Here is a 22,871-nt window from a genome sequence, read left to right as displayed (position 1 = left end):
CGCACACTAGCGTCGGCAAGCGACGCTAGGGACCGCGCTGATGCGCGCGCGCGTGCACACTTGGCTCGCTGTCCTCGCGCGGCGGCTTCGGCACCGCGCGCTTGTTCGCTGTACTGCCGCAGCGGGCTCTGGTTTACCCAGCCACTCAAGCGCACCGATCTTGGGAGCCTCGCACACTTTCGGTTCCAGGTGCTATGACAATTGGTGCGCCTGCGTTCCTTCGGGTGTCACGCCGCGACCGATTTCACCGCGTCCACTTCGACGCAGAAAAGGGCCCGGGCCTTTCCGGCGGCCTTGGCACGGTACAGGGCGCTATCGGCGCATGTGAGGAGACGCTCCAGCTCCAAGCCCATCCTTGGCGCCGTCGCAATTCCCACGCTGACCGAGATGGTCAGGAGCTTATCCCCGATAGCGTAAGGCTTGCTAATTTCGCGTATGATTCGACGTGCGATGAATTCGGCTTCGGTGTCCTGCAGTACGTCCGCTTGCAGCACGACAAACTCGTCACCGCCGAGCCGCGCGACCACATCATCGCTGCGGACTATTGCCTTGAGCCGTCGAGCCACTTCTTTCAGCACTGCATCACCAGCTGGGTGGCCGTGGCGATCATTAATCGCCTTGAACCCGTCGAGGTCGAGAAAATGCACGGCAATCTGGCTGTCGGCGTCTTTTGCTGCGACCATGCGCGCCTGAAAAAACTCGCGGAGCGATAGACGGTTCGCAAGGTCGGTGAGAGCGTCGGTCTTAGCGAGCAGCGCCAAATCGTGCCGCGCTATGTGATGCTCAACCGCGGTTCGGTAGAGATGCGCGACGGTCTGAAGGCTGAGTCCGGTGATCATCGCGACGATGAAGGCTTCGATCAGAAAAAATTCGGCGTGCACGGGACCGGGGTGCGGCGTGAAGGCGTGCAAGGCCAGCGCGGTAACCGTGGGCAGGGTCGCTAGCAACAGGCTTATGACGCAGATTTTCGGCCTTATCGCGATTCGCGACACGATGCCGGCGCCGAAGCCAAATACGAGGCTAACGGTGAGAAGATGCAGGATTGGCTCGTGAATGAAGATCACGGCGACGTTGAGGGCGGCGATCAGCGTCGCAAGGGCATAGTTGCCAATCGCATAGCGAAGTTCCCAACGCTTCAACCCTTCGAAGTCCAAACCCGGAGAGGCTCGCCGATAGGCGATCAGTATCCAGAGACGTAGGAACGTCACCAAAGCGCCAGCACTGCGAGGAGGAGGAGAAAAGGGCTATCGAGTTCGCGGCTCACCATCAGACATATGCCGACAAATGCCACGCCAAATCCGAAGATCGGCAGCGCCATACCGAAGAGCATATCGATGAATTCCCGATAGACGAGGAGCGGAAGCGCGGCAGGGTCCGGGAAGCCCGCAAATCGGGCCTTGTGCATGGTTGACGCTAGGGAATCCGATCGTCTCATGCGGGAACTATGACCAAAGTCCGTTAATATCTCGTGTGGACTGCCATAACGCTGCCAGCCGCGCACTTTGAAGGAGATCACAACCTTGCCTCGTTGATCGACCATTCTCTTGAAGGCTGCAGAAGCAAGATAGCATTGGCGGGTAGATGTCTCTCGACGGAATTTGATGGGAATGAAACCGAGCCAACGGAGGAACGGCCGTTGCTGCCGTTCAATCGCCCTGAAGCAGACTGGCGGGCACCGCCAGTTTTGCCAAAATCGGACCCTAATCGGACATCCTAATTCGGTCGGTTCTGATCAACAAATACCGCCGCTGTAGGCGCCTGTTTAAACTTTTATGGCGTCGAACTCTCCCGATGCTTGCGGAGCCCGTGGCTGGCGCTTTCGCAATTACCTCATGTTCGTGCACCAGCCACTGTCCGCCTAGGTCAAGACGGTCAAAATTTGTTCCCCGCACTTGGCTTGATTTCAAGGGTGACTCCTTCCTGGATCACGACGATAACGTCTTTTGTTGCGCCGACCTCGACGATAGGGCCTGCCTGGCGAGCGAGATCTAGATAGAAATCCGTGAGCTTGTCGGACGATTTCGAAAGACCGCCGGCAATTCCGGCCTTGACGGCACCGCCGGCATCGAGCGTCCGCACTGAGCCGAGCGCCGAAGTCGAGACGTCCCCGATCGTATTCTCGACCGTCTGGCTGATACCGCTGATGGTCCCGGCGATGAAGGCGCGAGCGAGGCTCGCCCCGGCGCGCGTCACGACCTTGCCTGACAGCCCTTTCTTGCCGTCGGTATCGACGAAGAAGCCCTTTATTGGCTGGTCGACGACCGAATGTTCGTCGAAATCGACGCAGGAGAGCGAGACAAGTTGGACCTCGACGCGCTCCTTCGCGAGGCTGCCCGTCGCGTTGCCGATGACGAAGCAGCCGGCGAGATTGGCTTTCACATCATTCGGTAAGACCGCTGGTGCCTGCACGCGAGCGATTAACGGCTCGGGGTTCGAGGTCGCATCACGGCTTGCGAGCGCGTCGATCCCGGTTAGAAGCCGCGCTTTCATGAAACCAGGCGGCAAATAGATCGTCCTGGTCTTTTTTTTGGCGCCAGCCGGCTCGGCTTTACCGTCGATACTTGCTGCGGTCGGCGCCATCGCTGCCGCGCCGATCGCGCCGACCGTCTTCTCGATCGGAGGCGCAGACGGAGCGGGCGGGATAGTTGGCGGCGTCGGCGGCGGCGGGATCTCGCCATTCGCCCCTCCCGCGTCGCCGGGCGGCGGTGGATAATCGGGAATGGCTCCAGGCAGGGCAGGGGGAAGCCCAAGGTCGCCGTCGGGTAGCGCTGCGGCGCCACTGCCGGGCACGATTTTGCCTTCCTCGATCGCGGTGACGCGGTCGCCGAGCAAGGTCTGGCCGTCGAGGATCTTCTGGAGATCGCCGCGAAGCTTGGTTTCGAGGCTGTCGCCACGAAGGCCGGCACCCATGTCGAGCTTGGTCGCAGGCGGGGTCTCGACAGGCCCATCATTGCCGTCGGTGCTGGCGGTATAGAGACCTGTCCCAAGCATCGCGACGATGCCTGCGACGCCGAGCTGTCTAGCACGAAGCTTTTGCTTCGAACTTAGCATCGCCCAGCGATCCTTCAGCGCGAGCAGTGCGGGGCCGCGGCTGATCTTCCGGCTCTCTGGTGGCATCTGCTTGCCGACATCTCCGAGGTCAAGTGCCTCCTGTACGGGCGTATCGGTCATTCCTCGTCTCCGCGGCGGATTACGATCAGCCGCACACTTTCGCCGGGCTTCACCGCGAGCCTGTCGAGCGTGACCGCGAAGATGTCACTGCCGAGCGCGCGATCGAGAAACTGCCTCTCCTCGACAACCGCCTCGCTGTCGCTGCTGAGCTGATATTCCGAGACGGAGAGGCCAGCGCCTTCGACCGCGAGCCGCCGCCGCTCGATCAATTTGACCGCCGGCAAGGCGGTCACGGTGATCACGCCGGCCCGCGGCGCTACGTCCATGAAGGTCGCTGGCACGCGGCCTTGCAACACGGCGAGGGTGATCGAGATCGCTCGCTCTTCTTCGACAAGCGGGCCCAGCAGCTTCTCGTTTTCAGCAGCGCGCTGAGTGCGTCCGCGCGCCAGCGTCACCGTCTGCGCCGGAATGTCGGCGGGTTCGGCATAGAGCGGATAGATGGCGCCGTTGCAGCTAATGAAGAATTCCGACGGTATAGTCACATAGCTGCGCGTTACGATCCCCATGTCCTCGACTTCCTTGACGAGGAACTTGATCCAGGCGTCGGAGCCCGCGCGTTCGACAGCGATGGCCTTTTCGGCTGAGAATTTCACATCCTCGATCTCCCCACCCATGCAGACGACATGATTGACATCGCGGTTCGAGAGCCGGATCATGCTGGTCTGCTCGGGCAGAGCGGTAACCGATTGTGCTGCGAGCGTGACAGGCAGCACTAGAGCGGCAACCGCGAACGTCGTGGCGCGCGTCCTAGCGAGGCTGGGCATCGAAATTCTCCTCGGTGAGCGCAACGAGCCAGAAGCGGCCATTCTCAACCGCGTAGCGGATGCGCAGATTGCCGCGGAACTTGCGGATGACGCCGCCGATGACCCGGACCTTCTCGACCGGCAGGAGAATATCGTGGTCGGTCCATTGCACCGGTTGGTCGGGGCGAATGTAGGTCGCGATTGACAGCGTCGGATTGTTCGCAAGCTCGCCCAATATACCGGTCAGGCTGTCGCGCATGCTGTTGTACGCTGACGGGTGGACAATCGAGAGCAATTCCTGAAATTGCCGGTCCGCCGAATAGGCGGAGTAGGTGCCGGCGAGAGCGACGATGTTGCGCGCGATTGTTCGCAGATAGGTCGCCGATGGCTTCGAACCGGTGACATAAAGGTCCCCCCCCGATCCGAACGGCACGACAATTGTTCGCTCTTTCTGGTCGGAGCTGTAGATTATAGCCCCGAGCACGGCGGTGATGCCGAACAGGCCGACGATCGCGAACTTGAGCAGCCGGTTCTCTTCGAACAGGTTCGACGAGCCTTGGAGGTAGCGATGGATGCCAAAGCTCGCGGGCTTGCCGACAAGCGGATCGACCGGCTGGCGGCTTGATTTTCCAATGCGGCTAAACATGATCGCCCTCACTCGAAGAAGCGGATCTGGGTCGGACCCGGATAATGACGGAAGCGCAGCATTCCCCAGCGCCAAGCGAGATGCGCGAGGAAACCGCGCGGCTGCGCACGCTTCCACGGCAGGAAAAGGAGAAGGGCCGCGATGAACGCCCAGCCGACCAGCCCGCCGACGATGACGGCGACGAAGATGGTCGTGACCACCAGCACAAACTCGTCCGACCCGAACCACAGGATCTGGACCGGCTTGTGCAGATATTGGGGTACTCGGGCTATCCGATCACCTTGCTCGCCTGCAAGATATTGCCGCACGTCATGGCGAGACCGGGCGAGCTGCGGCTTGCGCGCTGGGCCGAGTTCGATTTCGAGAAGGCCGTCTGGACGGTCCCCCCGGAGCGCATGAAGATGCGGCGGCCCCATTATGTCCCGTTGTCGCGGCAGGTGATCGCCCTGTTGGAAGAGCTTCGGCCTTATGTTGGCGGCGAGGATTATGTCTTTCCCGCGTTCCACACGTGGAAGCGACCGCTCAGCGAGAATACGATGAACGCGGCTTATCGCCGCATGGGCTATGGGCCGCGGGATTTGACGTCCCACGGATTTCGCGCGACCGCCTCATCGCTTCTCAACCAGTGCGGCAAGTGGAACCCCGATGCGATCGAACGGTCGCTCGCGCACGCCGACAACAATCAGATCCGCCGCATCTATAACCGGACGCCCTATTGGGATGAGCGGGTACGGATGCACCAGTGGTGGAGCGACTATCTGGATGCGCTGCGCAGCGATGACGAAGCTGCGATCTCTGACTTGCTGGAGGACTGACCGTGGTAGGGAAAGACGAGATGATGGAGACATCGTCTGAAGCGCAGAGCCGCGTGCTGTCCGAGGCTGTGGCGCGCGTTGCTGCGCTCTGGAGCATCGGTGACGATATGCTTGGAGAGATACTCGGCATCGCGGGCAATCGCGCAGCGGATCTGCGTAACGGGACATTCCGACTTGCTCGACCGGACCCGGCCTTCCGGGCCGGTCAATATCTCGTGCGGCTGTTTCAGGAACTGGCTGTGCTGATTGGCGATGACCGGTCCGTCATGGCCTGGCTTCAAACCGAGAATATGGATCTGGGTGGACGGCCGATCGATCTTGTCCGGACAGAAGGCGGTTCGCGCGAGCTCCTCTCCTATGTGGAGACGAGGAGGCATCGCCCTGATTCAGGTGGCGCCAAATGACCGCATACAAAGCGGCTCCCGGAAAAACTCATCCGGCCTAAGTCATTGAATTATGGGGTCGATGGTGCCGCTTACAGGACTCGAACCTGTGACCCCATCATTACGAATGATGTGCTCTACCAACTGAGCTAAAGCGGCAACGAGGGGCGCCTCTACCAGCGTGTCGGCGTGAAGACAAGCGTCGTAGCGCAGTTTCCCGGCGACGAGCGCTAGAGGGTGTTTGGGGCCCGCAATCGGCGGTGATCGGGAGAGCGATCCAGCCGTTTGCCATTTGAAAGGAAGCTTCTGCCATCGGGCGCCGCCCTACACCCAATGCAGGAGTTTATTGAAAGTGCCCACCATTTTGGCGGAACGCCCGCTGCTCGCACCCATAACCGAGAGCGCGGACCTCGCTGGCCATCCGAAAAAGAAGCGCGGCCCGAAACCGAAATTGATTGTCGAATTTCCCGAAGCGTCTGGAGAAGAATGGGTCGATCCAACCTCCTTTCCCGAAGCGCTTGCGTTGCACATGCGCCGGCACGGCGACAGCTGCAATCATCTCCACCGTGCCATCATCGGACCGGGCGACAAGACCGATCGCAAGACGATCCAGACGTGGGCGACCGGCGTAAAGGCGCCGGGCACGATCGAAAGCCTCTCGGTCCTGAGCAGAATCGAGCGCCGCTATCGCCTGCCCGAAGGCTATTTTCAGGCAAAACTCGATCGGACCGGGCGTGCCACCGCGCGGCCCGCCATCGCGGCGCTTACGGCTTCCGAGAGGCGGAAACTCGCCTGGCACCTTCCGGGCGATTTCTCGAAACGGCCCAAACGCGAGCGCGAGGAAATACTGGCGTGGGTGCGTTCGGTCATCATCGAGGGCGCGACAGAGTATCGCCGCTTTCAGCGAGAAGCGACGCAGCAGCGCTTCTCCCTCCGATTCTCGAACACGGCATCGGTCGATGCCGGTGCGACCGACGGGAGCATGGCTGGCTGCCGCGATGCGCCCTCCCAACTGCAGACTGAAGTCCATAGTCTTATCGCATTCAAAACCTCGACCCTCGCGCCGTCAGGCCTGCTTCGCCAAGGCATGTGGGGCGAGGAAACGGCGTCGCAGAAATTGGAACATCTCGGACTTATGTTCGGTGCTCTATGCTCGCCGCCGGATGGTGATGTTCGCGGATTTGGCGTTCCCGCCGATCGACTGTGTCTCGCGATGCTGCTCTTCCCGTCGGTCTGGGACTGGTATCTCCATTGGCGCGAGGAGCGCCGCGGCTTCTATACGAGCTGGGAGGTCAATATGCTCGACTTCGCGCTCTCGCTTGCGCGCGAAAAGACGGGTTGGATGCGGCAGCACCCAGACCTTGCGGACGCCCTGCAACCGGTCGATGAGCTGATTTCCGCAGGTGAGGTCGACGAAGCTTGTAGGGATTGGGATGCTGTCTGCGACCGCTTCATCATCTACGCCCTGAACCGGAAGAAGGATGTTCAGCGCGTCGCGAAGGTCCATCGTGATCCGTTCGAACCGATATTGCCCATCCTCGAAGCCGAGAGCCCGGTCGGCGAATATCGCAAGATCACCGAGGAAATGCTGGCGCGGATGCCGAGCGCGCGGCGTCATCCGAAGGCTGCGGCGGAAGCGGTCCGCGCCTTTCTGATGCTGCGCTTTGGCTTGCATCTTGGTCTTCGGCAGAAGAATCTCCGACAGCTTCGATTCTGTGTTCGAGGCGGGCGGCACAGCAGCGAGAAGCAACTCGAGAACCTGAGATGCGGGGAGCTTCGATGGAATGATCTATCGGGCGGCTGGGAGGTCTTCATTCCCGCCGTTGCGTTCAAAAATGCGTCGTCGTCCTTTTTCGGCCGGAAGCCTTATCGGTTGCTTCTGCCCGATCTCGGGCGGCTCTACGAGTTCATCGATCTGTATCTCCGGCGCGACCGGCAGATCCTGCTCGGCGGTGCCGAGGATCCAAAGACCTTCTTTGTGAAATCGGCCAAGCTGACGACGAAGGATGCCGCATATAGTCAGGTCGGATTCTATGATGCCTGGCGGCTGGCGATCCAGCGCTATGGCATCTTTAATCCCTATACCGGCCAAGGGGCCATCAAAGGCCTGCTCCCGCACGGTCCGCATAATGTGCGCGATGTTTTGGCAACGCACGTTCTCAAGAAGACCGGCTCATACGAGCAGGCGGGCTATGCCATCCAGGATAGCCCGGAAATCGTCGCGAAACATTATGGCCGGTTCTTCCCGCACGACAAATCGGCATTGGCGGCAGTCGTACTCAACGAAGCTTGGGAGAGCTGAGCCGTCGGTAGATGGAGCGCGGCCTCAATTGAGCGCGCACTGGCGGCGGCAGGCTGCCGCCAGAGGTCGCGCGTTTGCACGGTGGGCCGCGCGGCGCTCTTGGCTCGCTGGTCTTGACGGGGCGGCCGCGAAGCACATTTGCGCACGCACACCGCCCCGCCTGCGGCTTCGCCAAGGGCGCGTCTGTTATCCGATATGGACGCCGCGCTGACCGCACGGCGGTGTAGTCGTTGGGCCGGCCACGGACAGCGTGTCGTTCGGCGCGCGGCTATGGGCCCGCTCGGCCGGTGCGCAAGCCGCCGCTGCGCGTCGGCTCCTTCACTTCGTTTCGGCCCTGCGGGTGCGCGCCGTCCTATGGCGCGGTCCCGTCGCCTTTTCTCGCCGCCCGCCCCGCCGTCCGGGGCCGGGTGTGGTTAAGAGAAGGAAGAACGTCATGAAGCTCGATTTTATCGATATCGGCAATTTGTCCATCGCCGCGGCCAATATGCGCGGGAAGGGGAAAGACCCCGATGTCGCCGACCTTATGCCGAGCATCCGTGCGCGCGGGGTGCTGGTTCCGCTGCTCGTTCGGCCCAATTGTTCGGAAGGCCATTACGAGATTGTCGCGGGGCGTCGGCGTTTTACCGCCGTCGGCGCCGTCGCGCGTGAGGGCGGGGCGGTGTGGCCCATTCCTTGCGCCATTCTCGACGAGGGCGACGATGCCGATGCGCTCGAAGCGTCGATGCTCGAAAATCTCGCGCGGGTGCAGCCCGACGAGGTCAGCCAGTGGGAAGCGTTCGTCGCGCTGGTCAAGGCAGGGCGTTCGGTCGAGGAGGTTGCGGACAGCTTCGGGTTCGAGCCGCGTACGGTGAAGCGCATCCTCGCGCTCGGCAATCTGCTTCCCCGCATCCGCACCCTCTATCGCGGCGGGGAAATCGATGCGGGCGCCGTTCGGCATCTGACCCTCGCATCGAAGAGCCAGCAGAAGGCATGGGTGGCGCTGTTCGACGACGAAGGCGCGTACTGCCCGACCGGCCACCAGCTAAAGGCATGGCTGTTCGGCGGCACGGCCATTGCGGTGAAGCACGCGCTGTTTGATGTCGCGGAAACCAAGGCGGCTATCGTTGCGGACCTGTTCGGCGAAGACAGCTTCTTCGCCGACAGCGATGCTTTCTGGTCGGCGCAGTTGGAAGCCATCGAGGCGCGCAAGGCCGACTATCTCGAAGCCGGATGGTCCGATGTCGTTATCATGGAGCGCGGCGACTGGTTCCGGTCATGGGATTATGCCCATGCGGGCAAGCGCAAGGGTGGCCGTATCTATATCGAGGTTCGCGAGAGCGGCGAAATCACCTTCCACGAAGGGTTCGTCACGACGAAGGAAGCGAAGCGGCTTTCAGGCGGCGGCGGGGATGACGAGGGCGAGGCGCTTGTCGCGAAGCCCACTCGTCCCGAAGTGTCGGGTCCGCTCAATGCCTATATCGACCTCCATCGCCATGCAGCGGTGCGCGCCGATCTGGCAAGCCATGGCGGCGTCGCGCTGCGGGCGATGCTCGCGCATGTCATCGCGGGCGCCGACCTCTGGCGCGTCGATGTCGAGAGCCAGCGCGCGCCGAAGGAAGATATTGCCGAGAGCGTCGAGACGTCAAGCGCGACGAGCTCAAACCTCCCGCAGGTCTCGACATGGACGCCGATATGCCATCACGCTGGCGCTGGTCGGTCCGCAAAGATTTTGCGACTGAAGCCTATTCCGGTCTCGCGTGATCCGGCGAACACTCTTTGAATGGAAATCGATCGCTTACGGCGATGACAAGGAGACGCAAATCCCCGTGTGGGCGGCGGATCGTCTCGCTGCCGTAGCGCGTAAGTCTCCGCTGGGTGGCGAAAACGGTGGGCGGATTCTCACTCACGGCCGGAACGCACTTGGCGCCAAGCAAATGGTCGGAATCGTTGTTGCAGACAACTGCACCTTGGAAATACTTCCGAAGATCGATGTTCCTGCAGTTGGCGATGAGCAGGCGGAGCAAGGGCTGATCCGAAAGAAGCTCATTCATTTGCTCGCTGTCGCCATGGATCTTGATATCGACGGTGGCTCTGTCACCGAGCTTGGCTGGCAAAAAGACAATCTTCTCGAAATTCTGATCCGGCTCTTCAGTCTCAAGCTAATCGACGCGCTGCGTCAGGGTATGCCGCGCCGGTATGTGGAGCGCGAGGAAGACCTCGCCACGCTTCGCGGACGGCTCGATATGACCCGTCAGTTTTCCAGGCTCGCAGCCAATCCCGCTCGGCTCGCGTGCCGCTTCGACGAGCTTTCCCCCGATATCGCGATCAACCAGATCATGCGGGCAGCAATCGATCGCCTGCGCCGGATATCGCAAAGCCCGGACAATCAGAGACGATTGGCCGAACTTGCCTTCAGTTATGCCGACATCACACCCATGTCTCCGCAGGCACTGCGCTGGGACGAGGTGCAGCTCGACCGTACTAATGCCCGCTGGAAGGATTTGCTGGCTCTCGCGCGGCTTCTTCTTGGCGAGCGATTTCAGACAACATCGGTGGGCGAGCAGGCTGGCTTCTCCCTACTGTTCGAGATGAATACTCTCTTCGAGGAGTATGTTGGCCGGATGCTACGCCGGGCGCTTTCGGGTTCCGGGTTGACCGTGCATCTTCAAGGCGGACGCCTCTTTTGTCTTGAAGAGGCCCGCGATGGCCGTCGCACCTTCCAGACAAAGCCCGATATCTTGGTCCGGCGGGGTAACGAGGTCGTTCAGATCATCGACACGAAATGGAAACGCATCGCGGCGCGTATCGACGATCCCAAACAGGGCGTATCTCAGTCGGATGTCTATCAGATGATGGCCTATGGGCAGCTCTATGAATGCGGCCTGCTGACGTTGCTCTACCCGCATCATGCGGCGCTTCGAAGCGCCCCGGGAGTGCTTGGCCGCTACCGGGTGGGCACAACCGTTCAGCGGCTTCACATGGCGAGTGTGGATATCGCCGATCACCGGCGCGTGATCGAACAGTTGCGGGCGCTGTCATCCTTCCCATTGTGATCACTGCCATAGGCTAGGTAGCCCGCGAGCTCGGTATCGCTGACATCGCCCAAGGCGGCGAGCGTGTCGGCGATCGGTGCTCGCGCTTCGTCGATTCCGAGGGCATTGTCAGAAAAGATACCAGATGGACACCATACGGGCTTTGAAAGAAAAGCATTGTATGGGACGACTACGGAATGTATAAGATTAAGTGAGATGCTGTGTTGTTGATTGGTAATCTTATCACTTCATCTCTCAATCTGGTATGTCATCATTGGGGCCACCCTGTATTTTCATGATAGTTTGATTTTTCTTATCAAAATCATAGGAGTATTCTTAGTTTCCTCTTCTGGTGCCATTTTCCCTTCCCGACATCCGGAAACCATCGCCACGGCTAAATGCCGTTGTTGCCGCCTGATCCTTGGCCGCAACGCATCCGGACTGGGCGCGTCAATCGGCCGAGATTTTCGATGTCCTGCAGTCCCGATAGGCTCACGCGCCGTGCGCGGCGCCGCGTCCCATTTGCGCGATCGTGCGAACATATAGAAGTTCGAACAGCAGCTCGACGAGCGTCTGCGTGACGATGATGGCGGGCAACACCGGCATGGCACCGGGCACGGCCAACGCCAACGGCAACACGACGAGCGAATTGCGCGTGCCGGCGCTGAACGCGACCGCGCGGCCGCCGGGCGCATCGAGCCGTGCGGCGCGGGCGACGAGCCATCCCGCGACGGGAGCGATCACCGCGAAGGCGATATAGAGCGGCAAGACGCTGAGTGCCGCCGGGATCGCGGCGCCAAGCTGCGGCAGGACCGCGGCGATGACGATCAAGAGCACGAGCGCGGTCGCCGGGACGGGGAGCAGGCCGATCGCGGCGGCCGCACGCGCGCCCGCGCGGCTGCGCGCCGCCCAGAGCTGGCACAGGATCGCCAGCGCGAGCGGCAGGGCGATGAGCCAGAGGAACGCGTGGATGAACGGGCCGGCGTGGACGAGGCCGGCAGCGGCCTCGCCGAGAAACGCGGCAAGGTAGAGCGGCAGCAAGAGCATCTGCGCCATGAGCAGCGCCGGGGTGGAGGCAAGCAGCAGCCGGGCATCGGCGCGGCCGAGATGCGCGAAGGTCACGACATAGTCGATGCACGGACAAAGCAGCACGATCAGCACCCCGAGCCGGATGAGCGGATCGTCGGGCGCGAACTGGATCAGCGCGGCCACCAGCAGCGGCACGACAAGGAAGTTGACCGACAGCAGCGCGGCGAGGAACCGGAGATCGCGCAGCGCCTGACCCAGCGCCGCCAGCGGCACCTGGAGAAAGGTCACGAACAGCATGAAGGCGAGCGCGGGGTTGATCGCCGGTTCGAGCGCTTCGGCACCGGGGAGTAACGCGCCCGCGAGCGCGCCAAGCAGTACGGCGCCGAAGTAGATCGCGACCTGCCGCGTTTCCAAAAGGTCGCGCAGTTCGCCCGGCGTCACCGCCGGCGCCCCGCTTTGCCGATCATCATTTCACTGGCCATAGTGGAGGCTGCATCGCTGCGAAGCTGTCCAGCTGCAAGCCGGAATAAGGCATCAGCGTCTTTGCCATAAAGTTGCGACAAGTTGGTGTTGCTCTCGCCCGCGCTGTACGACGGGGCGGCAGCGCGCAACACTGAATGATCGGCTGGTTTATATATGCTGCGCTCGTTCCGCGTCTTTCTCTGGGTACTGATCTTCGCCGCAACCGCGCTTGCGCCGGCTTCGGCGCAAGTGATGCGCTCGGAAAATATCGAGGTATCGCTCGTCCCGATGCACCAATGGGCGGCCCCCGGTTCGACCGCGATCGTTGCGGTGCGCCAGGACATCAAACCCGGCTGGCACACCTATTGGCGTAATCCCGGCGATTCGGGCGGCGCAACCGAGCTGACATGGTCGCTGCCGCCGGGGGTTTCGGCGGGCCCGATCCTGTGGCCGCTGCCCGAACGCCAGCCGGTCAAGGGCCTGATGAACTACGGCTATTCGCGCCAGGTCTATCTCCCCGTACCGATAGAAATACCCGCGTCGGCCAAGGCGGGATCGACCCTGCCGCTCAGCGTCACGGTGCTCTCGATGGTCTGCAGCGACGAGATGTGCGTTCCTGATGAACGCGTGGTGAAACTCGAACTCGCCATCCGCGAAGCCGTGCCGCCGCTGACGGCCGGGGAGGGCGCCGCGATCGAACGCATCGTCGATAGCGCGCCGCGTGCCGCCGACATCGATGCCCGCCTTGTCCGCGACGGTGCGGATCTCGTGCTGACCGTTCGCGGTGCCGAGCTGAAGCCGAGCGCTGCCGGCGGAGCTTATTTCTTCCCCTTTGACGGCGGTGTGGTCGAACACCCCGCGGCACAGCACGCCAAATGGAAGGGCGACGAACTAAGCCTGCGGATGAAAGCCGGGGGGGCGATTGTTGCTGCCGGCCTCACCAAACCCGTCAAGGGCGTCCTGTCGACGCCCGGCGGGGCATGGGAAATCACCGCCGATCCGTCGGCCGCCCTTGCAGCGCCGACGGGCGATACGACTATCCTTGTCTTCGCTCAGGCGGCGCTGTTCGCGCTCGTCGGCGGCCTGATCCTGAACCTGATGCCGTGCGTGTTCCCGATCCTGGCGATGAAGGCCGCGTCGCTGGCCGCCTCGGCGCACGCCCCGCGCGAGGCACGGCGCGACGGTATCGCCTTTCTTTGCGGCGTCCTTGCGACCTTTGTCGTTCTGGCCGCCGCCTTGCTCGCTTTTCGCGCCGCGGGCGAGGCGGCGGGCTGGGGTTTTCATCTGCAAAATCCCGCGGTCACCGCCGCGCTCGCGCTCCTCATGCTCGCCGTCGGGCTCAATCTTTCGGGGGTTTTCGAGGTCGCCTTGCCCGCAAGCGGGGCGGGCAGCCGGTTGACGCGGCTTCCGGGCTGGTCGGGGGCCTTCTTTACCGGCGTGCTCGCGGTGGTCGTCGCCGCGCCCTGTACCGCGCCGTTCATGGCCTTCGCGCTCGGCGCCGCGCTGTTGATGCCCGCGCCGATGGCGCTGGCGATCTTTGCCATGCTGGGCCTGGGGCTCGCGCTGCCCTATCTGGTCATCAGCCTCTCGCCCGCCTTGCTGCGCCGGTTTCCGAAGCCGGGGCCGTGGATGGCGCGGCTGAAATCGATCCTCGCCTTTCCGATGTACGGCGCCGCGCTCTGGCTCGTCTGGGTGTTCGCGCGCCAGACGGGCAGCGAGGCGCTGGCGCTCATTCTCGCGGCCGGCCTGCTGCTGGCGTTGGGTCTGACGCTGTGGGGCTGGCGCCAGATCGCGAAAATGTCGGGGCGCCGTGCGCTCGGCTCGACGATCGGGGCCGCGCTGTCGCTGCTCGCCGGTCTCGGCGTCGCGGCGTCGGCGACGCTACTCGCCCCCGATGCCGGACCAGAGGCAGGTTCCGAAGAAACCGCGGACACGCCGTGGACCGCCGATGCCGTTGCCGCCGCGCAGGCGCAGGGCAAGGTTGTATTCGTGAACTTCACCGCCGACTGGTGCGTCACCTGCAAGGTGAACGAGCGCGCCGCGCTGGCGAGTGCGGGGACGCGCGCGCTGCTCGCCGAAACGGGCACGCTCTATATGGTCGCCGACTGGACGCGGCGCGACGACCGGATCGCGCGGGAGTTGGAGCGCTTCGGCCGCTCCGGCGTTCCGCTCTATCTTATCTATGCACCCGGCAAGGAGGCGCCCGAGATTTTGCCCCAGCTGTTGACGCCGGGGATCGTCGCCGACGCGTTGAAGCGCGCGGCGGCGGGGCGCGAAGCATCATAACCGAGAGGAGATTAGCCGTGAGATATTCAGTATTTTCCTTCGCCGCCGCATCGGTCCTGCTGCTCGCCGGATGCGGCCAGCAGGCCGAGCAGAAGGCCGATCAGCCCGCCGGCAAGGAGGCGGCGGCGAACGCCGGGGGCCAGGTGGCACCAGCCTTCCAGCTCGCGAGCGCCGACGGAAAGCAGGTCTCACTGGCCGATTTCCGCGGCAAGACCGTCGTGCTCGAATGGACGAACGAAGGCTGCCCCTACGTCAAAAAACACTATAGCGGCGCGATGCAGAAGCTACAGAAGGAGGCTGTCGCCGACGGCGTCGTGTGGTTGACGATCGTCTCTTCGGCGCCCGGCGAGCAAGGCTATGTCGAGGGTGAGAGCGCGAAAAACTGGGGTCAGCGATTCAATGCGGGCTTTACCCATCTGCTGCTCGATCCGACCGGCGCGACCGGCCGGGCCTATGGCGCGAAGACCACGCCCGATATGCGCGTGATCGATGGCGAGGGGCGCATCATCTATGCCGGCGGCATCGACGACAAGCCGACGAACAAGGTCGAGGACCTCGCCGGCGCCAGGAATTTCGTGCGCGCCGCGCTCGACGACCATGCCGCGGGGCGTCCGGTCACCACTGCCTTTGCCCAACCTTATGGCTGTGCGATCAAATATGCCGATGAGGCGGCTTCGACGAAGACCTGATCGCTGGGCTCCGTTGCCGTCCGTTCCGCCGCGGTCTCTACGGATCGCGGCGGGGCGGGGGCGTCCCTGCGGCGAAAATTCCCCAAGTCATTCGGGGCTGAGCAGGCGCGCTCGAATAAATGTTATCCGAACTTGCGTTGAATATTAGTGGATTAGAATACGATGAAGATTCGGTTTTGGCGCGTAATCTATTCGTGATATTTGGGCGTTGCTGTTTCTGGTCACCTTTTGGGGAAGGGGATTGTGATGCTTGGCCCATTCAAAGCCGCGGCGATAGTGGGGATCGGGATTTCGCTGACGAGCTTTGCGCCGCCGCCGGCCTTTTCGGCGGCCGCGCTCGAAGCGCTGGATCCGAGCCGTCTTGCGACCCTGTTTTGCGGCGCCAGGCGTGCGGGTTCGTCCTTGGCGCAGAATCTCCTTGTCGCGGCGGCGTTCGCGGCGCCGGCGAGCGAGGGCAGGCCGATACCGCTCTTTCCGGACCTCACGACCTCGCCGTTTCCGGTCTCGACGAACAAGGATCAGGCCCGGCGCTATTTCAGCCAGGGGCTGCTCCTGACCTATGGCTTCAATCATGCGGGCGCGGTGCGCTCGTTTCGCGCGGCGCAGCGGCTCGACCGCGATTGCGCGATGTGTTGGTGGGGTGAAGCCGTCGCGCTCGGCCCCAACATCAATGCGCCGATGGACGAGCGCGATCGCGGTGCCGCGCTGGACGCTATGGACCGGGCGATGGCGCTTCGCAGCACCGCCACGCCGATGGAGCGGGCGCTGATCGAAGCCGTCGCGAAGCGCTATTCGCGCGATCCGGGAAGCGACCGCGCCGCGCTCGATGCCGGCTATGCCGATGCGATGCTTGACGTCGCGCGCCGGTTTCCGGGCGACGACGATGTGGCGGTGCTCACGGCCGAGGCGGTGATGAATACGAGCCCGTGGAACTATTGGGAGGCCGACAAGAAGACATCGGTCGGCCGGAGCGGCGAGGCCGTGCGGCTTGTCGAGACGGTGCTGAAGCGCAATCCCGGCCATGTCCAGGCGAACCATCTCTATATCCATCTCGTGGAAGCGAGCGACCCGCAGCGCGCCGAGGCGGCGGCCGACCGGCTGGCGAACCCGTCGGCGCCGAGCGCGGCGCATCTCGTCCACATGCCGGGGCATATCTATCAGCTGCGCGGTCGCCACGCCGATTCGATCCGCGTCAACATCGCCGCCGCGCGCGCCGACGAGGAATATATCCGCAGCGCCGGCGACAACGGGCTCGTGCGCTACGGCTATTATCCGCACAATATCCACTTCATCGTGACGTCGGCGCAAATGGCGGGTGACATGCCTACCGCTATTCGCGAGGCGCGGCGGCTGCGGACCGTCCTCGACCCCAAGACGTCAGCGCAGATCGCGTGGATCCAGTCGATCGACGCGGCGCCCTATTTTGCGATGGCGCAATTTGCCGATCCAAAAGCCATATTGGCGATGCCGGCGCCCGATCCGAGCCTCGCCTATCCGACGGCGATGCGGCATTTCGCCCGCAGTATCGCCTATGCCGGGCTTCGCGACCGCAAGGCCTTCGACCGCGAACTGGCCGCGATGACCCGGATACGGACGTCGGATGCCATGAAGTCGATGATCGACCAAGGCGTGCCGGCGGGGGATCTGGTCGAGCTCGCCGAGCTGGTGGCGCGCGGCCGGTTCGCAAGCAGGCTAGGCCGCACTGACGAGGCAATCGGCTTCTATCGCCAGGCGATCGCGATCGAGGCCCGCATTCCCTATCAGGAGCCAGCCTATTGGTATTATCCGGTGAAGCAGTCGCTCGGCGCGGCGCTGTTCCGCGCGCGGCGTTATGGCGAAGCGAGCGACGCCTTTCGCGCCGCGCTGGCGCAGACGCCGAACAACGGTTGGGCGCTGTACGGGCTTGGCCGCAGCGAGGCGGCGCAGGGGAAAAGGCTGGAGGCCGCGGCTGCCGACAAAGCCTTGTCGAACGCGTGGATCGGCGACAAGGCCTGGCTCCGGATGGATCGGCTATAATCGCCGTTCGCCTTCGACGCCGGCAAAGCGGGGGCGGTCCGCCGCCTAATCCTGGCCCAGCGGCAGCTCGGTCGTCGCCTTGATTTCGGACAGCGCCACCGTCGAATTGATTTCCTGTATCCCCGGCAATTTGCTCAGCTGGTCGAAGAAGAAGCGTTCATAGGCGTCGATGTCCTTCGCGACGATCCGCAGCATGAAATCGGTCGTGCCCATCAGCACATAGGCGTCGAGCACCTCGGGAAATCCCTGTATCGCGGCGCTGAATTCGTCGAGGTTGGCGCGGCCATGGGCGTTGAGCTTGACCTGCGCGAACACATGCGCGTTGAGCCCGACCTTGCGCCGGTCGATGATCGCGACGCGCTTCCTGATGAAGCCCTCGCGCTCGAGCCGGTCGATGCGGCGCCAGCACGGCGAGACCGACAGTCCGACGCGCTCGGCGATCTCGGCCGTCGTTTGATTCGCGTCGCGCTGCAATTCGCGGAGAATCTTTATCTCGAATGGATCAAGATCGGTCATTTCATCCCCATATGGCAATTCTTCGGATCATAACATGCAAAAATCGGCATAGGCAGCCGATAATCGATCAAGAATGCCCAAGGCGGAAATGCGACAAGGCACGCTCAATCAAAGGAGTATGTTTCATGGTCGTCCGTCTTGCCCGTCTGGCCCCGCCGCTCGAATGCGTGCGGCTCTATGATCTCGAAGCGGGGCTCGACGGATTTATTGCGATTCACTCGACCGCATTAGGGCCGGGGGCGGGCGGCTGCCGCCTGTGGTCCTACCCCGACATGAAGCAGGCGCTGGGCGATGCCGTGCGGCTTGCCGAAGGCATGAGCTATAAGAATGCCTTGGCTGGGCTGCCGCTCGGCGGCGCGAAGGCGGTGCTGCGGCGTCCCGAAGGCGAATTTGATCGCGTGGCGCTGTTCCGCGCGTTCGGCCGCGCGGTCGAAAATCTGGGCGGGATGTATGTGACCGCCGAGGATGTCGGCACGTCGGTCGAGGACATGCAGGAGGTCGCCTCGGTCTCGCGCCATGTCGCCGGACTGCCCGCGGTGGCGGGACGCGCGGGCGGCGATCCGTCGCCGTGGACCGCCAGGGGCGTCTTCGAATCGATGCAGGTCGCGGCCGAATTCGCACTGGGGCGCGATCTGGCGGGGCTGACCGTGGCGGTGCAGGGCACCGGCAATGTCGGCGCCGACCTGTGTCGCCGCCTCGCCGACGCCGGTGCGCGGTTGGTGATCGCCGACGTCAATCCGGCGCGCCGCGATCGGCTGAAGGCGGTGCACGGTGCCGAGGTCGTCGACGTGTCCGAGATCGCGTCGGTCGAGGCCGACATCTTTGCGCCCTGCGCGCTCGGCGGCGCGCTCGACCGCGAGACGGTCGCCCGGCTGAAGGCGAGGCTCGTCTGCGGCGCCGCGAACAACCAGCTTGCGACCCCCGACGTCGCCGCGCTGCTGCTCGAACGCGGCATCGCCTATGCGCCCGACTATGTCGTCAACGCCGGCGGGATCATCAACGTGTCGGCCGAATATCTGGGCGAAGACGCGGATGATGTGAAGCTTCGCGTCGCCGAAATCGCGCCGCGCGTCGGCGCGCTGCTCGAACGCGCGGCACGCGAAGGGCGATCGCCCGCGCTCGTCGCCGACGAGATGGCCGAAGAGGTGATCGCGGGCGCGCAGCGCGAGGCGGCCTGATGCACCGCTTCCGGGTAGACGCGATCCTCGATCCGCAATCGCTGCCGCGCGTCGCCAATTATTTCGCGCAGCGGTCAATCGTGCCGAGCGCGATGGCGATGCAGGTCCTGCCGACGCATATGCGGATCGAAGTGACGGTCGCGGGGCTTCCGCCCGGGCAGGCGGCGATCATCGCGGCGAAGCTGGGCGAAGTCGTCGCGGTCACGGGGTCGGAACTGGAAGAGCTTGTCGCCGAGCTGGCCTGACGAGCCAATGGCGGCCCGTAGCGAACGGAGCCAAGCTCAGCTACGGGCCGCAACAGTATCTCTACTGCTTTGGTAGAGTGACATCGGGGCGATGACTTGGCTAGACAGGGTGCGTTCGAAACAGCGCAGCAACCACTCGATTCATCGCCCGAAATGTCACCGCAGCAAAAGACCAGAACCGGACTCATCATCCGCCACGTCCCGCACGAAGGGATCGCCGGATATCGCGAACCGATCGAGGCCGCGGGATATGTGCTGGCGCGTATCGACGTCTCCGATACGAATTTCGGCACCGTCGACCTGGGCGAGCCCGACCTGCTCATCATGATGGGCGGTCCGATGGGGGTTTATGAGCAGGACGCGCATCCGTGGATCGCCTGCCAGCTCCGCCGGCTTGCGCGCCGGCTCGACGCGGGGCGGCCGACGCTCGGCGTGTGCTTCGGGGCGCAGATGATCGCCGCGGCGATGGGCGCGCGTGTCTATCCGGGGCCGGCGAAGGAGGTCGGGTTTCACCCGCTGAGCTTCGTCGACACGGCCTCGCCGCCGCGCCACCTTGCCGGCGTGCCCGTGCTCCATTGGCACGGCGACACCTTCGACCTTCCCGATGACGTCGAATTGCTGGCATCGACGCCCGCTTACCCGCACCAGGCATTCCGCCGCGGCAGCAATATATTGGCGCTGCAGTTTCACGGCGAAATGGGGCTCGATCCGCGGTTCGACGAATGGCTGCGCCAATGGCCCGAGGCGTTGGGCGAAACCGGTGGAAGCGTGAACGGAATGCGAGACCTTCACCGGCAGCATGGCCCGTCCGCCGTGGCGGCAGGCCGCGCTATGATCACCGAATGGCTCGCCGGCCTGTCGGCCTGAACGACCCTTCCGCCTTCAAGATTTTCTTTCGCCATCGCGAGGCCACGGCGGCTTGCCTCGCCCGCGGACGCGTGCGAGGGGCACCGGCGAGCAGTCGGAGACGAAGACGATGCAGTTCGACGTGGTGATAGTGGGCGCGGGTCATGGCGGAGCGCAGGTGGCGATCATGCTGCGCACGCAGAAATTTGCAGGGACCATCGCGATCATCGGCGAAGAGCCCGAACTTCCCTACGAACGCCCGCCGCTGTCGAAAGAATATTTCGCGGGCGAGAAGGAATTCGAACGCATCCAGCTGCGCCCCGCCAAATATTGGGACGAGCGCGAAGTCACGATGCTGCTCGGCAAGCGCGTCGCGCGCGTCGATCCGGCCGCGCACACCGTCACCACCGATGGCGGCGAGACGATCGGTTATGGCAAGCTTGTCTGGGCGACTGGTGGATCCCCGCGTATGCTCCCGATCCCCGGCGGCGACTTGCCCGGCGTGCAAGGCGTTCGTACGCGCGCCGATGCCGACGCGATGAAGGCGGCGTCGGAAACCGCGGGCCAGATCGTCGTGATCGGCGGCGGCTATATCGGGCTCGAAGCCGCGGCGGTGCTGAGCAAGGCGGGCAAGAAGGTCGTGCTCCTCGAAGCGCTCGACCGCGTGCTCGCGCGCGTCGCGGGCGCGGACCTGTCGCGCTTCTACGAAAAGGAGCACCGCGACCATGGCGTCGACCTCAGGCTCGGCGTGTGCGTCGATGCGATCGAGGGTGAGACGAAGGTCACCGGCGTCCGCCTCGCCGACGGTGAGGTGATCCCCGCCGATCTCGTCATCGTCGGTATCGGTATCGTGCCCGCGGTCGAGCCGCTGATCGCCGCGGGGGCCGACTGCGCCAACGGCGTGCGCGTCGACCGCCTCTGCAAGACGAGCCTGCCCGATGTCTATGCAATCGGCGACTGCGCATCGCATGTGAACGACTTCGCCGAGGGCGCTGAAATCCGGCTGGAATCGGTGCAGAATGCCAATGACCAGGCGAATGTCGTCGCAAAGGGTATCGTCGGCGACGAAGCACCCTATCATGCGATCCCCTGGTTCTGGTCGAACCAGTACGACCTCAAGCTCCAGACTGCGGGCCTCTCGACCGGCCATGACCAGGCGGTGCTGCGCGGCGATCCCGCCACGCGCAGCTTTTCGGTCGTGTACCTCAAGGCGGGCAAGGTGATCGCGATCGATTGCGTCAATGCGACCAAGGACTATGTCCAGGGCCGCATGATCGTCACCGCGGGGCTGGTGGCGACGGCCGGGCAGCTCGCCGACACCGAAACCCCGCTGAAAGCGCTGCTCCCCGCCTGACCGCCTACCAGCGGATCGTCACCCCGACCGTGCCGCCATAGCGCCGGCCGCGCGGCCCGTCGGCGTCGAAGGCATAATCGCCCTTCACATGCACCGCGACGCTTGTCCCGAGGCGTGCGATCAGCCCGGCGCCGACCTCGGCCTCGGTGCGGCCGAGGTCGGTGCGGATCGGATCGGTGCCGAAGCGCGTCGACTGGTCGCCCGAAAAGCCGTGCCACAGGCTGGCGTGGAGATAGGGCTGGAAGCTGCCATATTCGCCCTGGAGGCGCAGCCCGGCGCGCCCGGTAAGCACGTCGCCCGTGGCGAAATCGATCGTCGAGAAGGCGTCGGCGCGGTCGTCGAGCTTGACCTGCTGCCACAAGAGCTGCGCCTGCGGTTCGAGCGTCCACTTGCCCGAGAGCGCGATCGGATATCCGGCCTCGAGCGATGCGGTCCAGCCGGTGCCGTCGATGTCGATCGCCATGCCCGAACTGGCGGCGGCGGTGCCGTCGAACCAGCTGTGCATCGCGACCAGGTCGACGTACCAGCCGCTTGTCCCGACCAAAGTCGCATAACCGGCAAGGCTCGTCGCCTTGACGTCGATCTGGCCGACGGTCAGGTCGTTCCAGCCGAGCGCGCCGCCGCGGACGGTGCCGTCGGTCGACGATCGCCCGACAAAGGCGCCAAGGCGGATGTTCGTCCCGCCATCCTCGCCCCAGCCGGCAAAATCCTGCCCGATCTGGAAACCCGAGAGGTCGCCGTCGAGCGAGGGCGCGACGTCGCCGTCCCATTTGATGTCGCTATTCTCGGCAAAGACGCGGCCCCATGTCGCGGGCAGCATCCCGCCGCCGCGCAGCAGCGCCTGCTCGCCGCGGCGCTCGTGGAAGGTGCCGAGCGTCGCCGACGCCAGATGATGCGCGACGGGCACCGCCGCGACAAAGGCCGCGACCTCGGGGCGGAAGAGCGGAACGACTTCGCCGGCCTCGGCGACCACCGGAGTCGCGTCGGGCGTCGGCGGTTCGGCGGCCGGGTCGGGGGTCGGCGGGGGCAGCGGCGCGGGTTCGGCCGGCGGTTCGGGCGGCGGCGGCGGCGCTGCGGGTTCGGGCGCCGGCGGCGGCTCGGGCGTCGGTGCCGGTGGCGGATCGGTAATCGTCACCGGCGGCGCGGGGTCGACCGGATCGGGATCGACCGGCGTCGGCT

At 64.1% G+C, this 22,871-nt stretch carries 22 protein-coding genes and 1 tRNA gene; 12 read left to right on the top strand and 11 right to left on the bottom strand.

All coding sequences use genetic code 11. The annotated features are described in order from the left end of the window. Positions 1–227: 227 nt before the first annotated feature. From ATE70_RS05995 to ATE70_RS24130, 6 genes are all read right to left on the bottom strand, one after another. On the bottom strand, positions 228–1,154 hold the full coding sequence (locus ATE70_RS05995) for a GGDEF domain-containing protein (RefSeq protein ID WP_231740056.1): 927 nt from the start codon (positions 1,152–1,154) through the stop codon (positions 228–230). Between the two features lie 50 nt (positions 1,155–1,204). Then, positions 1,205–1,540, bottom strand: a complete 336-nt coding sequence (locus tag ATE70_RS24695) for a hypothetical protein (RefSeq protein WP_156419799.1) — start codon at positions 1,538–1,540, stop codon at positions 1,205–1,207. A 332-nt stretch (positions 1,541–1,872) separates the two neighbouring features. Beyond that, complete coding sequence (locus ATE70_RS05985; protein WP_058537061.1) at positions 1,873–3,171, bottom strand: TraB/VirB10 family protein; 1,299 nt, start codon at positions 3,169–3,171, stop codon at positions 1,873–1,875. Next, the gene (locus ATE70_RS05980) at positions 3,168–3,935 is read right to left on the bottom strand and encodes a type-F conjugative transfer system secretin TraK (RefSeq protein ID WP_058537060.1); all 768 of its coding nucleotides are present in this window, start codon (positions 3,933–3,935) and stop codon (positions 3,168–3,170) included. Before ATE70_RS05980 ends, ATE70_RS05985 begins: the two co-directional genes overlap by 4 nt. Then, on the bottom strand, positions 3,919–4,560 hold the full coding sequence (locus tag ATE70_RS05975; protein ID WP_058537059.1) for a TraE/TraK family type IV conjugative transfer system protein: 642 nt from the start codon (positions 4,558–4,560) through the stop codon (positions 3,919–3,921). Before ATE70_RS05975 ends, ATE70_RS05980 begins: the two co-directional genes overlap by 17 nt. Before the next feature lie 8 nt (positions 4,561–4,568). Then, complete coding sequence (locus tag ATE70_RS24130) at positions 4,569–4,868, bottom strand: type IV conjugative transfer system protein TraL (RefSeq protein ID WP_231732915.1); 300 nt, start codon at positions 4,866–4,868, stop codon at positions 4,569–4,571. Here ATE70_RS24130 and ATE70_RS05965 point away from each other — a divergent pair. Together ATE70_RS05965 and ATE70_RS05960 are read left to right on the top strand one after the other, a co-directional pair. Then, positions 4,806–5,375, top strand: coding sequence for a tyrosine-type recombinase/integrase (locus ATE70_RS05965; RefSeq protein ID WP_231732799.1), 570 nt, complete (start codon positions 4,806–4,808; stop codon positions 5,373–5,375). The two genes, ATE70_RS24130 and ATE70_RS05965, sit on opposite strands and share 63 nt — an antisense overlap. A gap of 20 nt (positions 5,376–5,395) precedes the next feature. Next, on the top strand, positions 5,396–5,779 hold the full coding sequence (locus ATE70_RS05960) for an MbcA/ParS/Xre antitoxin family protein (protein ID WP_058537057.1): 384 nt from the start codon (positions 5,396–5,398) through the stop codon (positions 5,777–5,779). A gap of 62 nt (positions 5,780–5,841) precedes the next feature. Here the strand turns inward: ATE70_RS05960 and ATE70_RS05955 are convergent. Both ATE70_RS05955 and ATE70_RS25370 read right to left on the bottom strand, forming a co-directional pair. Next, a tRNA-Thr gene (locus ATE70_RS05955) sits at positions 5,842–5,917 on the bottom strand. 184 nt (positions 5,918–6,101) lie between these two features. Further along, positions 6,102–6,788, bottom strand: a complete 687-nt coding sequence (locus tag ATE70_RS25370; RefSeq protein WP_231732914.1) for a hypothetical protein — start codon at positions 6,786–6,788, stop codon at positions 6,102–6,104. Here ATE70_RS25370 and ATE70_RS05950 point away from each other — a divergent pair. The 3 genes from ATE70_RS05950 (at position 6,741) to ATE70_RS05940 (ending at position 11,092) form a co-directional block, all read left to right on the top strand. After that, complete coding sequence (locus ATE70_RS05950) at positions 6,741–8,060, top strand: hypothetical protein (protein WP_231732913.1); 1,320 nt, start codon at positions 6,741–6,743, stop codon at positions 8,058–8,060. The genes ATE70_RS25370 and ATE70_RS05950 overlap by 48 nt on opposite strands. A 433-nt stretch (positions 8,061–8,493) precedes the next feature. Further along, a complete protein-coding gene (locus ATE70_RS05945) occupies positions 8,494–9,819 on the top strand; it encodes a ParB/RepB/Spo0J family partition protein (protein ID WP_058537055.1) in 1,326 nt (441 codons plus the stop codon). Beyond that, complete coding sequence (locus ATE70_RS05940) at positions 9,797–11,092, top strand: McrC family protein (protein ID WP_058537054.1); 1,296 nt, start codon at positions 9,797–9,799, stop codon at positions 11,090–11,092. Before ATE70_RS05945 ends, ATE70_RS05940 begins: the two co-directional genes overlap by 23 nt. 471 nt (positions 11,093–11,563) lie before the next feature. On the opposite strand, the gene ATE70_RS05935 is transcribed toward ATE70_RS05940, so the two are convergent. Continuing rightward, the gene (locus tag ATE70_RS05935) at positions 11,564–12,541 is read right to left on the bottom strand and encodes an arsenic resistance protein (RefSeq protein WP_058537053.1); all 978 of its coding nucleotides are present in this window, start codon (positions 12,539–12,541) and stop codon (positions 11,564–11,566) included. 195 nt (positions 12,542–12,736) lie between these two features. Here ATE70_RS05935 and ATE70_RS05930 point away from each other — a divergent pair, with 195 nt between their 5' ends. From ATE70_RS05930 to ATE70_RS05920, 3 genes are all read left to right on the top strand, one after another. Then, the gene (locus ATE70_RS05930) at positions 12,737–14,848 is read left to right on the top strand and encodes a protein-disulfide reductase DsbD family protein (protein WP_058537052.1); all 2,112 of its coding nucleotides are present in this window, start codon (positions 12,737–12,739) and stop codon (positions 14,846–14,848) included. A gap of 17 nt (positions 14,849–14,865) precedes the next feature. Beyond that, entirely contained in the window at positions 14,866–15,537 is a 672-nt protein-coding gene (locus ATE70_RS05925) for a thioredoxin family protein (protein ID WP_058537051.1), read from the top strand. Between the two features lie 246 nt (positions 15,538–15,783). Continuing rightward, complete coding sequence (locus ATE70_RS05920; protein ID WP_082639768.1) at positions 15,784–17,553, top strand: tetratricopeptide repeat protein; 1,770 nt, start codon at positions 15,784–15,786, stop codon at positions 17,551–17,553. 45 nt (positions 17,554–17,598) lie between these two features. Here the strand turns inward: ATE70_RS05920 and ATE70_RS05915 are convergent, their stop codons facing one another. Continuing rightward, positions 17,599–18,069 carry an Lrp/AsnC family transcriptional regulator gene (locus ATE70_RS05915; protein WP_058537049.1) on the bottom strand — a complete coding sequence of 157 codons (471 nt, stop codon included), beginning with the start codon at positions 18,067–18,069 and terminating at the stop codon, positions 17,599–17,601. Between the two features lie 125 nt (positions 18,070–18,194). Here ATE70_RS05915 and ATE70_RS05910 point away from each other — a divergent pair, with 125 nt between their 5' ends. From ATE70_RS05910 to ATE70_RS05895, 4 genes are all read left to right on the top strand, one after another. Beyond that, entirely contained in the window at positions 18,195–19,247 is a 1,053-nt protein-coding gene (locus ATE70_RS05910; RefSeq protein WP_058537048.1) for a Leu/Phe/Val dehydrogenase, read from the top strand. Next, positions 19,247–19,492 (top strand): hypothetical protein, encoded by a 246-nt coding sequence (locus tag ATE70_RS05905; protein ID WP_058537047.1) that lies wholly within the window; start codon positions 19,247–19,249, stop codon positions 19,490–19,492. The genes ATE70_RS05910 and ATE70_RS05905 overlap by 1 nt, the downstream gene beginning before the upstream one ends. 153 nt (positions 19,493–19,645) lie before the next feature. Then, complete coding sequence (locus ATE70_RS05900; RefSeq protein ID WP_058537046.1) at positions 19,646–20,359, top strand: glutamine amidotransferase; 714 nt, start codon at positions 19,646–19,648, stop codon at positions 20,357–20,359. Positions 20,360–20,468: 109 nt separating this feature from the next. Beyond that, positions 20,469–21,692, top strand: a complete 1,224-nt coding sequence (locus ATE70_RS05895; protein ID WP_058537045.1) for an NAD(P)/FAD-dependent oxidoreductase — start codon at positions 20,469–20,471, stop codon at positions 21,690–21,692. Positions 21,693–21,696: 4 nt separating this feature from the next. Here the strand turns inward: ATE70_RS05895 and ATE70_RS05890 are convergent. Beyond that, positions 21,697–22,871 (bottom strand): autotransporter family protein (locus ATE70_RS05890; protein ID WP_156419798.1); only part of this gene is annotated, 1,175 nt, incomplete at its 5' end.

The organism is Sphingopyxis sp. H053 (genome assembly GCF_001468225.1).
Classification (GTDB): Bacteria; Pseudomonadota; Alphaproteobacteria; order Sphingomonadales; family Sphingomonadaceae; genus Sphingopyxis.
This window is presented reverse-complemented; position numbering and strand designations above follow the sequence as displayed.